Source organism: Achromobacter sp. MYb9 (assembly GCF_002975275.1).
Taxonomy (GTDB): Bacteria; Pseudomonadota; Gammaproteobacteria; order Burkholderiales; family Burkholderiaceae_B; genus Achromobacter.
Genome location: NZ_PCOQ01000014.1, coordinates 138,669 through 151,847 on the forward strand (window position 1 = coordinate 138,669; position 13,179 = coordinate 151,847).

12 protein-coding genes are annotated in these 13,179 nt (G+C 64.1%); 6 read left to right on the plus strand and 6 right to left on the minus strand.

Annotated elements, in window-relative coordinates:
- Nucleotides 1-4 precede the first annotated feature (4 nt).
- On the plus strand, nt 5-730 hold the full coding sequence (locus tag CQ050_RS19870; RefSeq protein WP_105558539.1) for a polysaccharide deacetylase family protein: 726 nt from the start codon (nt 5-7) through the stop codon (nt 728-730).
- Nucleotides 705-1,853, plus strand: a complete 1,149-nt coding sequence (locus CQ050_RS19875) for a glycosyltransferase family 4 protein (RefSeq protein ID WP_105558540.1) — start codon at nt 705-707, stop codon at nt 1,851-1,853. The genes CQ050_RS19870 and CQ050_RS19875 overlap by 26 nt, the downstream gene beginning before the upstream one ends.
- 12 nt (nt 1,854-1,865) lie before the next feature.
- Here the strand turns inward: CQ050_RS19875 and CQ050_RS19880 are convergent, their stop codons facing one another.
- Genes CQ050_RS19880 through CQ050_RS19890 form a run of 3 tightly spaced genes read right to left on the minus strand, consistent with a single transcriptional unit; the run spans nt 1,866 to nt 3,905 of the window.
- A complete protein-coding gene (locus tag CQ050_RS19880; RefSeq protein WP_105558541.1) occupies nt 1,866-2,162 on the minus strand; it encodes a YkgJ family cysteine cluster protein in 297 nt (98 codons plus the stop codon).
- Nucleotides 2,153-2,917 (minus strand): YdcF family protein, encoded by a 765-nt coding sequence (locus CQ050_RS19885; protein ID WP_105558542.1) that lies wholly within the window; start codon nt 2,915-2,917, stop codon nt 2,153-2,155. Before CQ050_RS19885 ends, CQ050_RS19880 begins: the two co-directional genes overlap by 10 nt.
- A 16-nt stretch (nt 2,918-2,933) precedes the next feature.
- Nucleotides 2,934-3,905 carry a glycosyltransferase family 9 protein gene (locus tag CQ050_RS19890; RefSeq protein WP_105558543.1) on the minus strand — a complete coding sequence of 324 codons (972 nt, stop codon included), beginning with the start codon at nt 3,903-3,905 and terminating at the stop codon, nt 2,934-2,936.
- A gap of 106 nt (nt 3,906-4,011) precedes the next feature.
- Between CQ050_RS19890 and msbA the strand changes: the two genes are divergently transcribed.
- From msbA to CQ050_RS19910, 4 genes are all read left to right on the plus strand, one after another.
- The gene (gene msbA / locus CQ050_RS19895; RefSeq protein ID WP_105558544.1) at nt 4,012-5,787 is read left to right on the plus strand and encodes a lipid A export permease/ATP-binding protein MsbA; all 1,776 of its coding nucleotides are present in this window, start codon (nt 4,012-4,014) and stop codon (nt 5,785-5,787) included.
- Nucleotides 5,788-5,919: 132 nt separating this feature from the next.
- The gene (locus tag CQ050_RS19900) at nt 5,920-7,725 is read left to right on the plus strand and encodes a monovalent cation:proton antiporter-2 (CPA2) family protein (RefSeq protein WP_105558545.1); all 1,806 of its coding nucleotides are present in this window, start codon (nt 5,920-5,922) and stop codon (nt 7,723-7,725) included.
- A gap of 136 nt (nt 7,726-7,861) precedes the next feature.
- The gene (locus CQ050_RS19905) at nt 7,862-8,092 is read left to right on the plus strand and encodes a hypothetical protein (RefSeq protein WP_105558546.1); all 231 of its coding nucleotides are present in this window, start codon (nt 7,862-7,864) and stop codon (nt 8,090-8,092) included.
- 273 nt (nt 8,093-8,365) lie between these two features.
- Nucleotides 8,366-9,832 carry a sensor domain-containing diguanylate cyclase gene (locus CQ050_RS19910; RefSeq protein WP_105558547.1) on the plus strand — a complete coding sequence of 489 codons (1,467 nt, stop codon included), beginning with the start codon at nt 8,366-8,368 and terminating at the stop codon, nt 9,830-9,832.
- A 27-nt stretch (nt 9,833-9,859) separates the two neighbouring features.
- Here the strand turns inward: CQ050_RS19910 and CQ050_RS19915 are convergent, their stop codons facing one another.
- From CQ050_RS19915 to rng, 3 genes are all read right to left on the minus strand, one after another.
- Nucleotides 9,860-10,561 (minus strand): DUF3053 domain-containing protein, encoded by a 702-nt coding sequence (locus tag CQ050_RS19915; protein WP_105558548.1) that lies wholly within the window; start codon nt 10,559-10,561, stop codon nt 9,860-9,862.
- Nucleotides 10,562-10,734: 173 nt separating this feature from the next.
- Nucleotides 10,735-11,337, minus strand: a complete 603-nt coding sequence (locus CQ050_RS19920) for a hypothetical protein (protein ID WP_105558549.1) — start codon at nt 11,335-11,337, stop codon at nt 10,735-10,737.
- A gap of 35 nt (nt 11,338-11,372) precedes the next feature.
- The gene (gene rng, locus CQ050_RS19925; protein WP_105558562.1) at nt 11,373-12,836 is read right to left on the minus strand and encodes a ribonuclease G; all 1,464 of its coding nucleotides are present in this window, start codon (nt 12,834-12,836) and stop codon (nt 11,373-11,375) included.
- Nucleotides 12,837-13,179: the final 343 nt, after the last annotated feature.

The following is a 13,179-nucleotide window of genomic DNA, read 5'->3' on the forward strand; positions in this document are numbered from 1 at the left end:
TCCTATGTCTATCCCCATTCTCATGTACCACCAGATCGGCGAGCCCAACCCCAAGGGCACGCCGTTTCGTGGGCTGACCGTACATCCCGACAGCTTTGCCCGCCAGATGCGCTGGATGCGCCGGCTGGGTTACCGCGGCCTGTCGATGCGCGACGTCATGCCCTATGTGCGCGGCGAGCGCCAGGGCAAGGTGTTCGGCATTACCTTCGACGACGGCTACCGCAACGTGCATCGCAATGCGATGCCCATGCTCAGTGAACTGGGCTTTACCGCCACGAACTATTTCGTGGCGCATCAGTTCGATGGCGGCAATGTCTGGGACCATGAAAAAGGCATCCCGTTTTCGGCCCTGATGACCGTGCAGGAAATGCGCGAATGGGCCCAGGCCGGCAATGAGGTGGGCTCGCACACGCTGGACCACGTGCACCTGCCGCAGATGACGCCCGTTGAAGCCAGGCGCCAGATCGTCGAATCCAAGGACGAACTGGAGCAGGCGCTGGGAGCGCCCGTGACGGCCTTCTGCTACCCCTACGGGGACCACGGGCAGGAACATCGCGACATGGTGCGCGAGGCCGGCTACGACAACGCCACGCTGACGCAGCGCGGTCTGGCTGCGGCGTCCGACGATCCCTTCGGGTTGCCCCGGGTGACGGTGGCGCGTTCCACCAACATCATCCGCTTCCTGCAGAAGTGCCTGACCCGGTATGAAGACACCCGCCGGCGCCGCTGAGCGGCGGCTTCGCATCGCGTTGCTGGTCGACCGCTTCGGCAATCGCTTCGGAGGCGCGGAGGCCTATGGCGTCGAGTTGATGCGCGTCCTGGGTCAGCGCCACGAGATCTCCATCGTGGCGCGCGACTTCGACAGCGACCTGCCGTTCCGTTTCCTGCCGGTGCGCTTTCCGGGCTGGTTGCCCAGCTGGATGCGCGTGCTGTACTTCGCCTGGCGGGCCGACCGGCTCACGCGCGGCAAGTTCGACATCGTGCACTCGCACATGAACGGGTGGGCCGGAGAGATCCAGGTCATGCACGTGACGCCCGTGCGTTACAACCGCGTCACCCGCGTCAGGCCGCTCGCCCGGGTGACGGCCTGGCTGAGCCCGCGCCTGGCGACCTACCTGCTGCTGGAAAAGCTGCGCGTGCGCGGTACGCCGCTGCGGCGCGTGGTGGCCGTGTCCGGCCTGATCATGGATCAGCTGCACCGCAGCTACGGCCAGCAACTACTGGTGGACATCATCGCGCCCGGCGTGAAATTGCCGTCTGCCGAGGATGCCCTGGGCCGCGAGGCCACGCGGGCCCGCCTGGGCTGGGACGCCGGCACCATCGGCTGCCTGCTGGTGGCTCGCAATCCGCTGCGCAAAGGGTTGCCGGCCTTGCTGGATGCGCTGTCGCAGTTGCCGGCCCATTACAAGCTGCTGGTCGTCGGGGCGGACGAGCCCACCCGCGACCGCGTCCGCGCCGCCAGTGGCATCGCCCACCGCATCTCGCTCGTCGATCCCACCCCGGACGTGGCGCAGTATTTCAGCGCGGCCGATATCTACGCGCATCCCACGCTGAACGACAGCTACGGCATGGCGCCACTGGAGGCCATGTCGCATGGTTTGCCGGTCGTGGTCAGTTCTCCGGCATATTGCGGGTTCGCGCAATACCTTTGCGCCGGCAAGGATGCCCTGATCCTGCAAGATCCGCGCGACGGAGCCCAACTGGCGCAGGCGCTGGAACGGCTGGGTTCGGAACCCGAGTTGCGGGCGGCATTGACCGAACGCGGCCTGGAGATCGCGCGCGATCAAAGCTGGGAAACGGTCGCCTCAAGGTACGAGGAACTGTACGAAAAGGTGCTGGAAGCCCGCTGCTGAAGAAGCGGCCGTTCAGTGGGCCGGGGCAGTCGCTCGTTCCAGGTCCCCCAGCCACCGGATCGCGTGCTCGCGGTCGGGGCCGCACATGTCGTGCTGGGGTTGCAGGCCGCCGCAGAAGTCCGGCCGCGAGGGCAGGCCGAAGATGGCGCAACGCATGTCCGGCAGCAACTGGATACAGGGCACGCCCGCCGGTTTGCCGTCAGGCATGCCCGGAATCGGCCGGGTGATCGATGGCGCGATGCAACAGGCGCCACATCCCGCCCGGCAGTCCAGCGCCGGCGCGGGCCGCGCGGCCGGGCTCACACCCATCCGCGCAGCCAATACACGAACAGGCCGGCGTATTCCTTGATGATGGAACGGCTGGCGTCAAAGGTGCGCTGGTCGGGCAGCCACAACGGCAGCGAGCCATCCGCGGGTGCCACGATCTGGGGCGGGGCGGGGGCGGCAATGGCTTCCACGCCTTGCTTGGAAAAGGCCGCCATGGCGCGCGGCATGTGCAGCGCCGACGTCACCAGCAGCACCTTGCCGATGCCACGCGACTTCAGCGTATCTTCGGTCAGGGCGGCATTTTCGTAAGTGGTGCGGCTGGCGTTTTCCAGGATCAGCGCGGTTTCAGGCACCCCCTGTTGACGGATCGCGTGCGCCATCCCGCGGGCTTCGCTGACATCGCCTTCCAACGCGCCGCCCGACAGCAGCACCTTGGGGGCTCGGCCAGCCAGATAAAGGCGGGCCGCAGTATCGATGCGCACGATGGCGGTGTCCTTGTCATAGGGCAAGAACCAATTGGCCCGGCCATTGGCCGTGTTGCCACCCAGCACCACGATCGCGTCGGCCGTTGGCGATTCCGCCGGAGGAAGATGCGGGTAGCGGTTTTCCAGCGCGCCGCCCAGCCACAGCGAAGTCACCGGAAGCGACCAAACCAGCGCCCACAGCAAACCCGTGGCGATGATGGCGCCGCCGGTCTTGCGCAGCCGGAACCAGCCTAACGCGAGACCGATGATGACTAAGGTCACGCACAGGTTGTAGGGAATGATCAGATTCGTGAGGTAGCTGGAAAAGGTCATGTCAAAACTATCCTGATTACTTCGTCCTGCCCAACAGGGTGACGGCCTGCTGTTCAACTTCTTCCACGGACGGCCACGCTTGATCCGATCCGACGCAGACCGCCTGCGGCGACCAGGGGCCGGTCCGTCCCGGACGGGTCACGCCAAACAGCGCGAGTTCCCGGGCGGAAGCCGCCGCGGCAACGTGCGAGACGCCGGAATCGTTACAAATCACCAGTGCCGCCCGGGCCGTCAGCGCCGCAAAGGCGCCCAGCGACAACGGCGGCAGCAACTGCGCCGTCGGTGCATTGCGCCGCGCCTCGTCGGTTTCGGCCGGAGGGGGGCACATTACCACGGTATGGCCGCGTGCCTGCAAGGCGCGGGTGAGTGTATCGAATCCCGGCCAGACCTTGATCTTGCCCTTGTGCAGGCCGGTGGCCGTGGGAGCGATCAGCACGAATCGGTCGGCGGTCAGCCCGGCGGCGTCCAGCGCCTGGCTGGCGGCCTGCTGGTGGGCGGGCGTCAGGGGCAAATCCAGGGTCGGACCCGGCTGAGCAGGGCCGGACGGCAGGCCCCAGCGGGTCAGGGCCGCGCGGGTCAGGTAATGCCATGACTGAACGGCGTGCAGTGATTCATCGGGCTTGGCGATCGGCCAGCGCAGCAGGAAGCTGCGCCCGTCGTCCCGATAGCCGGCCGATGGCAGGCCCGCCAGCCGGAAGACCAGCGCGCTGGACAGCGAATCCGGCAGCAGCAGTCCGCGGGCGCGCCGGCCCAGGGCGCCCAGGCTGCGCCGGTGGGCGCTGACGGCGGCCCGATCGGGGCCGACCTTGCCCCGCATGGGGATGAAATCCTGCTTGGCCACGCCATCCAGCAGGTCGCGGGCCCACGGGCGGGCGCAGATCACCAGGGGCAAGCCGCTGCCCTGGAGGGCGCGCAGGCTGGGCAGGCTCATGCAGACATCGCCCACCCAATTGGGTAACCGGACGTACAAGCAACTGATTTCGGACATGGGCGGGCGAGGGGAAAATGGGGCTGAAATGAGGGTGGGCGCTACAGCGCGGCGGCGCGTAGCCGGTACAATCCGGGGCACAATTGTATAAAAGCGAGTGTTCCCTTTGAATTCTGCCGCACGCAACGCACCCGCGGATTCCAACCCCGTCAAGTCTGAACTCTGGAGCCGGATCTACAGCCGCGTGGGTTCCTACTGGAAGGGCTTGCTGCTGGCTGTCCTGCTGATGGCGGGCGCGGCGGCCACGCAACCCGTCCTGGCCGTCATTATGAAGCCGTTGCTGGATGGCGGCTTTTCCGGGGCCAAACCCTATTATGTCTGGGCCTTGCCGCTGGCGGTCGTGGGCCTGATCCTGTTGCGCGGGATCTGTAACTTCTTCAGTGACTATCTGCTGGCCTGGGTGGCCAACAATGTGTTGCTGGGCATGCGCCGCGACATGTTCGAACGCCTGCTTGGCCTGCCCGATTCCGATTTCAAGCGCGGCGACACCGGACGGCTGCTCAACCGCTTCACGATCGATGCCGGCAACGTCACGGGATACGCCACCGACGTCATCACGGTGCTGGTGCGCGAAACGCTGGTGGTGCTGGCCCTGATTGGCGTGCTGCTCTACATGTCGTGGGTATTGACGCTGATCATCCTGATTATGCTGCCGGTGTCGGTGCTGATTTCGCGCTTCTTCATCAAGCGCCTGCGCCGCATCAACCGCGACACCGTCAACATGAACGCCGAGCTGACCCGCGTGGTAGGCGAAGGCATCGATGGCCAGCGTGTCATCAAGCTGTTCGATGGCTATGAAGTCGAGCGAGGCCGTTTCGATTTCGTCAGCCGCCGTCTCCGCCGCTTCGCGATGCGCACCGCCACGGCGGATGCCGCGCTGACGCCGCTGACGCAGGTCTGCATCTCGATTTCCGTCGGTGCGGTCATCGCCGTCGCGCTCAGCCAGGCCAACAGCGGGGCGCTCACCGTGGGCAGCTTCGCTTCCTTCATGGCCGCGTTGGCGCAGATTTTCGATCCCATCAAGCGCCTGACCAACGTCGCGGCGCGCATGCAGAAGATGCTGGTGTCGGCCGAAAGCGTGTTCGCGCTGATCGACCAGACGCCCGAAAACGACACGGGCACCAAGGAACTGCCGGAACCCGTGCGTGGCAAGGTGGAATTCCGCAACGTCAAGCACCGTTTCCCCGATGCCGACCGCGATACGGTCAACGACATTTCCTTCGTCGTGGAACCCGGTCAGACCGTGGCCCTGGTGGGCCGATCAGGCAGCGGCAAGACCACGCTCGTCAACATGCTGCCGCGCTTCGTGCTGGCCGACGGGGGAACCATCCTGGTCGACGACACGCCAATCAACGACCTGACCTTGCGCAGCCTGCGATCACACCTGTCGCTGGTCAGCCAGGACGTCGTGCTGTTCGACGACACCATCGCCGCCAACGTCGGCTATGGCGCCTTGGGCAATTCCAGCGAACAGAAGGTGCGCGACGCCCTGGCGGCCGCCAACCTGCTGGAGTTCGTGGAAGGGCTCCCGCAGGGCATCAACACGCCGGTCGGGGAAAATGCCGCCCGCCTGTCGGGCGGCCAGCGCCAGCGCCTGGCGATTGCCCGGGCGCTGATCAAGAATGCGCCCATCCTGATCCTGGACGAAGCCACCTCGGCGCTCGACAACGAGTCCGAACGCCAGGTCCAGGCCTCGCTGGAACGCCTGATGAAGGGCCGCACCACGCTGGTCATCGCGCACCGCCTGTCCACCGTCCAGAACGCCGACCGCATCATCGTGCTGGACGCCGGCAAGATCGTCGAACACGGCCCCCACGCCGAACTGCTGGCCGCCAATGGCCTGTACGCCTCGCTGTACAAGATGCAGTTCCGCGACGACTGACCGAACTTTCCCCTTCGACCGCCGCCCATCGCGGCGGTTTTTTTGCCTTCAGCTTGCCGTACTCCCGGATTGCCAATCCCCCGGATTGCCGGAAAATGGGGCAGGCCCCCGCCGCATAACCTGGAGCGCCACATGGCTCTGCCTATCGAAGGCAATCAACTCGTCAACGTCGTCGTCTTGCTGGGCGCGGCCGTCATCGCCGTTCCGATCTTCAAGCGGCTGGGGCTGGGCTCAGTGCTGGGATACCTGGCGGCCGGCCTGGCCATCGGTCCCTTCGGGATCGGCTTCTTTTCGGATCCGAAATCCATCCTGCACGTCGCTGAACTGGGCGTGGTGATGTTCCTGTTCATCATCGGGCTGGAAATGCAGCCCTCGCGCCTGTGGAAGCTGCGGGGCGAGATCTTTGGCCTGGGAGTGGCCCAGGTGCTGACGTGCGGCGGCCTCTTGACGGTCGTCGGCCTGTTGGCCGGCCTGTCGGGCCCCGCCGCCTTCATGGCAGCGATGGGTTTCGTGCTGTCCTCCACCGCCATCGTGATGCAGATCCTGGGCGAACGCGGCGACAGCGCCACTGCGCAAGGTCAACGCATCGTCTCCATCCTGCTGCTGGAAGACCTGGCCATCGTGCCCCTGCTGGCGCTGGTCGCCTTGCTGGCCCCGGCGGGCGGCGCCGAGCAAAGCGACCCTTGGCTGCAGTCCGCCATCGCAATCGGATGCATCCTGGCCCTGTTGGCCGCGGGCCGCTGGCTGTTGAATCCGCTGTTCCGTCTGCTGGCGGCTGCCCATGCCCGGGAAGTCATGACCGCGGCTGCCCTGCTGGTCGTGCTCGGGGCCGCGCTGCTGATGGAACTGGGCGGCCTTTCGATGGCGATGGGAGCTTTCCTGGCGGGCGTCCTATTGTCCGAGTCCACGTTCCGTCACCAATTAGAGGCCGAGGTCGAGCCGTTCCGGGGGATCTTGCTGGGCCTCTTTTTCCTGGGCGTTGGCATGTCGCTCGACCTGTCCGCCGTGGCCCGGGAGTGGCCCCTGATCCTGGCGGCCGTGCTGGTGTTCATGCTGGTGAAATCGGTGGGTGTTTACGTGGTGGCGCGGTTGCTACGCGCCTCCCACGCCGAAGCCATGACGCGCACCGCGCTGCTCGCCCAAGGCGGCGAGTTTGCCTTCGTGCTCTATGGGGCGGCGGCCGCGGCCGGCATTTTCGATGCCCATACGGGCGCCGTGCTGACGGCCGTCGTCATTATTTCGATGGCTTTGACGCCGCTGTGCGTGCTGGCGCTACGCTGGCTACTACCCAAATCCACGCCCTCCATGGACGGCGTGGACGTCGCCAAGGATTTGGACGGCTGCGCCCTGATCGTCGGTTTTGGCCGTTTCGGGCAGATCGTCACGCAGGCGATGCTGGCCCGCGACCTGAAAGTGTCCATCCTTGACACCGACACCGACGCAATCCGCGCAGCGGCAAAATGGGGGGTCAAGGTCTATTACGGCGACGGCACCCGCATCGACATGCTGCGCACCGCCGGTGCCGAACACGCTTGCGCGATCCTGATCTGCATCGACAATCCCCAGGCCGTCAATCACATGGTCAAGCTGATCAAGGCTGAATTCCCGTTGGTCCAGGTGGTCGTGCGCGCATATGACCGGATCCATTCCCTGGCGCTGGCCAAGGAGGGCGTGGATTATCAGGTGCGCGAAACCCTGGAATCCGCGCTGGTATTCGGCGAGGCCGCCTTGCGCGCCATCGGCGTGCCGGCGGACGAAGCATCACAGGTCGTTGAAGATGTCCGCAGGCGCGACACCGAGCGGTTTGACCTCGAAGTGGCGGGCGGGCTGTTTGCGGGCCGATCGCTGCTGTACGGGAACATGGTGGGCCCGGCGGATGGCAGAAATGACAAGCCCGACCGCGAAACCGCCCAGGCGGCTGCTAACCCATTGGCATGACAGCCTTATTTCGTACGCTATATTTCCGCATCTTTGCATTACTTTACGTATCATTTCACGCGCAAAACTAAAAGACTGCGGTAGTCTCATTTGCACTGACTCTTCACTGACGAAGAGCATTTGCCAGGGGGCTGCCATGCTGCAATCGGATCGTAGTTTCGCGACGCCGCACGCTGTGGGTGTTGAGCTTGCCCGGCGCCAGGCCTTGGCCTTGCAGTGCGGGTTTTCGGCCGGCGCGATGCGCCAGCTGATGTCGTCCTCTGGCGGGGCTGGGCCTGCCTGGGCGATCAACGCGCAACGCGAGACCGACAAGGTACGGGGCGTCCGCGCCTTTCCCTTCCGCATCGCCGCCACGGCGGTGTCGTAAGGGCGACTCCGGGCGCAGAGCGTCCGGAGTTCAAGACTAAGCCATCGCCTGCTGGCGATCACCGGCGATTTTCGCCGGTAAAGCGCCCGTTCCACGGCGCGCGCTCCGCGCATTCTCGAATCCCGCAAGTAAAGCCAAGGGCCATCCTTGATCGTGCCCCCCCGAGCCCGTCGCGATCTTGCGCAGGGGGCGGGGGCCCGGCATTATCTCTCCGGACATGAAGCCCGCGCGGCAGCCACCGCGTCCGGGCCGCCATTGCGAAGGAGTGCCGCATTGAAATCCCGTGGATTTTTGCATCGCATCCTGTATGCACTGGCCGGGCTGGTCGCCATCGGCATCTGTGCCGCCGCGGTCGCGTTGCTGTGGATCGACAGGCGCCTGACGTGGGAGGCCGCCTATACCGCGGGGCACAACGTCACGAGCGTGCTGGCCGCCGACATCAGCCGTACGCTGCACCTCTACGACTTGTCGCTGCAAGGCGTGGTCGAACGCCTGCGCGAACCCGGGATCGAACAAGTCAAAGGCGAAGCGCTGCGCCGTTTCCTGTTCGACCGGTCGTCCTCGGCGGAATACCTGGGCGCCATCGGCGTCCTGGACGAACATGGCAACGTGCGCTACGCCTCGATGGAAATCGACGAGGCAGACCGGAATTTTTCCGACTGGGACTATTTTCAGGTCCACCGTGACGCCGACGATGTCGGCATGTATGTCAGCCGCCCGTATCAGAGCCCCTTGCGCGGCGGAGACGAGAGTATCGCCATCAGCCGGCGGGTTTCCCATTCCGACGGCAGTTTCGCGGGTGTCGTCGTCGGGTCGCTTCGGCTGGCGTACTTCCGTGACCGCTTCGCCACGCTGTCGATTGGCGAGCGCGACGCCATCACGGTTTTCCGCAATGACGGCGTGGTGTTGGTTCGCAATCCCTACTCGCTGTCGGACATGGGCCGCGAAGTCGATTTCCCACAGGACTTCCAGCAATTTCTGATCCGCCGCGAGGGTGCATTCGTCGGCACGTTGTCGCCGGATGGCGTCAAGCGCTTGTACACGTTCGAGCCAATAGAAGATACGCCGTTGGTGATTAACGTGGCGCAGGCCGTGGACGATATCCTCGAGCCCTGGGTCAGGCGCGTCGCATTGGTCGTGCCCGTCACACTGGCGTTGTTCCTATCGGTCATCGCGCAGATCGTGCTGTTCCGGCGAGAGATGCGCTTAAGGCGCGCGTTCGAGGCGCAACTTGAAATGCAAGCGCAGACGGACGCCCTGACCGGCATTCCCAACCGGCGTGCGTTTGACGAGGCGCTGGCGCGCGAGTGGCAGGCCGCCCGGCGCGACGGTCATCCGCTATCGTTGCTGTTCCTGGATGCGGACCGGTTCAAACGCTATAACGATCGCTACGGCCATCAGGAAGGCGACGAATTGCTGAAGACGCTGGCGGCGATACTGAAAAAAAACGCCCGCCGTCCGCGCGACCTGGCGGCGCGCTACGGGGGCGAAGAATTCGTGGTGCTGTTGCCTGATACCAGCGGTCAGCGTGCGATAAGCATTGCCGAAGCCATCCGGCGCGCCATGCTGGAATCAGGCGTCCCGCACCCGGACAACGACGGCGGGGTCGTCACGGTCAGCATCGGTGTTGCTACCATGCTCCCCAAGGCGGGCGATGAACCGTCCGCCTTGGTCGAAGCCGCCGACGCTGCCGTCTACCAGGCCAAGGAATCCGGTCGAAACCGGGTTGTCGCGCTGTAGCGGCCTCGGCCCGGGGCCTGGGTGCGATCAGCGGCCCAGCATCACCGCTTGCATGCGCGTCTGCGCCTGCTGCAGGTTCTTCGCCTGGGCGTTCAGGTCTTGCAGCAGTTGGTTCAACTCAGCTTGCACCGCCGGATCCTGCACCTTGACCACGGGGCCCGAAATCTCGATCTGCGCCTTGTGGGCCTGGACGTAATCAGCGATCTTCAGGCTGCTGTCGAACGTGGCGTTCAGCTGCGGCAACACATCGCGGAATGTATCGGCCGGCAGGCTCACCGTCTTGTCATAGGCCTTGTCGTACACGGCCTTCAGGTCATCGGGCTGCTTGAGCTGCGCGCGTGCGGCATCCGCTTTCGATTTCTGCGCCTTCAATGCCTCGCCCATGTCGTTCAGCGACGTCTGCACACCCTTCAGGTCGTCGCGGCGCGCCACGATATCGCTCAACGAACGCACGGCACCCTTCTGCATGATGCTGGACAGCGGCTTGACCGATGCATCCATGCCGGAATTGAAATCGGTGATCACGGCGTAGTGCGCCGCGTAATCGCCAAAAGACTTCTTTTCTTCATCCGTCAATGCGGGCACGCGCACGCCGGGCTTATCGACGATGCGGGTTTGCAGGTACTGCGTGAACGCGGCGCGCTGCTCGGGCTCCTTGTTGCCGCAGGCGGCCAGCACCAGCGGCAACGCTGCGACCAGCAACAGGAACGGACGGAATAGGGACTTCATTGCATTGACCTCCGAAAGCATAAGAAAAAGGCGCGAGGCAGGGTAGACCCCGCAAAGCGCCCGCAGCTTATCGGCTGCTTTCTGTTGCCGCCATCGGTTTCAAACTTCATTTCAATCGAATTGTTAAGTCACACAATCCATACAGGTTGGGTTGAAAAGAACGTTGCGACCTGTTAACGCGTGAGGGCCGTTGCCGCCTGGCCGGCAAACTGGTGCGCCGATATCCCCAAAACAAATCCGCCAAGAATGCAGCCGGCCGCGATGAGGATCAGGAATATCCCCGCCAAGAGAACGAAAGCCGATCGCGCCTTCGTGACTTGCAGCGAATAGTCTGCCGGCAGTGCCGACTTTCGGATCGGCAAAAGCGCGGAGAGCGCCAGCTCGACCTTGGACACGCTCGCGCCTTCCCCGAAGGCGATCGTGTAATCGCCCGCGGGGGCGAAGAATCGGAATAGTTCCATCCGGCCCGTCATTCCGTTATTGACGCTGGGCCGCATCCAGGAAACACGCAATCGCAAGGGACGGCCCGACGGGCTCGATCGTACTTCCGGGCGAAATTCGCCGACGGGCGTCCTGGCAAGCAAGGGTGCCTTCTGCCAGATGGCGTAGGTGCCCGCCGTGGCAATCGAAAATGGCGCTTCTTTTTGCGTATAAGGCAGCTCGGCGACGATCTCCTCCGTGAACACGCCACGGATCAGTTTTATCGCGAACACCAGAAGGGGGATGCCCGCCAGGCTTAAGCCGAACAGCAGGACTCGGGCAAGCGTCAGATCCATGTCTTCAGGGAAAGGCGGCGCGTCAGGACGGAAAACTAAACCAGGATGATGTCGTACTTTTCCTGGGAATACGTGCTTTCCACTTCCAGCGACACGCGCTTACCCACGAAGTCGCCCAGCATCGCCAGGTGCTGACTTTCCTCTTCCAGGAACAGGTCCACCACGTCTTGCGACGCCAGGATGCGAAACTCTTTGGGATTGAACTGGCGCGCTTCGCGCAGGATTTCGCGCAGGATCTCATAGCAAACGGTGCGCGGCGTGCGCACGTTGCCACGCGATTCGCACATGGGGCAGGGCTCGCACAGCTGATGCGCCAGTGAATCACGCGTGCGCTTGCGCGTCATCTCCACCAGGCCCAATTGTGTGAAGCCATTGACCGTCATGCGGGTGCGGTCGCGCGACAGGGCCTTCTTTAGCTCGGCCAGCACGGTATCGCGGTGCTCCTGTTCCTCCATGTCGATGAAGTCCAGAATGACGATGCCGCCCAGGTTGCGCAGCCGAAGCTGGCGAGCGATGGCCTGCGCGGCCTCCAGGTTCGTCTTGAAAATAGTGTCGTCGAAATTGCGGCCACCCACGAAACCGCCGGTATTGACGTCCACCGTGGTCAGCGCTTCGGTCTGGTCAATGATCAGGTAACCGCCGGATTTCAGGTCCACCCGCCGCGACAGCGCTCGCGCGATCTCGTCATCCACGTTGGCGGTATCGAACAGGGGGCGCTCGCCGCTGTAGTGTTGGATGCGGTCCACCACCGATGGCGTGTAAACGCGCGCCCATTCCAGCATGGCCGCGCTGGTCGTGCGCGAATCCACCAGAATAGTGCCGGTGCTTGGGCCCACCATGTCGCGTAGCACACGTTGCGCCAACGTCAGGTCCTGATGAAGCAGGGCGGGGGCGGGTTTGGTGCGGGCCGCGGCCTGGACGCTGGCCCACAGCTTGCGCAGATACTCCAGGTCGGCCGTCAGCTCCTCGTCGTTGGCGCCCTCTGCCTGGGTGCGGACGATGAAACCGCCTTTTTCCTCGGCCGGCATCAGGGCCTGCACACGCTCGCGCAATTGGATGCGCTCCGACTCGGAATCGATCTTCTGTGAAATGCCGATGTGCGGATCATGCGGCAGGTAGACCAGCATCCGGCCGGCCATGCTGATCTGGGTCGACAGCCTCGCGCCTTTGGTGCCCAAGGGGTCCTTGACCACCTGAACCATGATGGTCTGTCCCTCGAATAGCAGCTTCTCGATGGGCGTGGGCGTCAAACCCTGGCTACGCTCGCCCCGGTTCTCGCGCAGATCGGCGATATGGATGAAAGCGGCGCGCTCCAGGCCGATGTCAATAAAGGCGCTTTGCATGCCGGGCAGCACTCTGACCACGCGCCCCAGGTAAATATTGCCAACATGGCCCCGCTGGATGCTGCGTTCCACGTGCAGCTCCTGTACGGACCCCAATTCCACCAGCGCCACGCGGGTTTCAAAGGGAGTGACGTTGATCAGGATATCTTCGCGCAGGGCGATGGCTGGGGGCATAGCGTGTTCGTCTCCAATTAGGTACGGCGTACAGGCGAATAGTAAACGTACCCCAAGGGTAGGCAAGCCGGGCAGGGCAACTATATATAGAGAAGGCAGAAAAACCGCCCCTCTATATAGAGTCAGGTATGGGGAAGGCGTGCGGAGGGATGGGGCGACGCCTGCGCCATGCATGGCGTAGCAACTTTCTGGCTTCCATCGGATGACAGCCCAAAAACTTATGCTATAGTCTCGCTCCTTCGCAGTTCAGACAGTTTTTTGAACGGCGAAGCCAAGCAAGCACAACAGGCAAAGCAAGGGCATCCCGGGGCAACCCAACGGACAC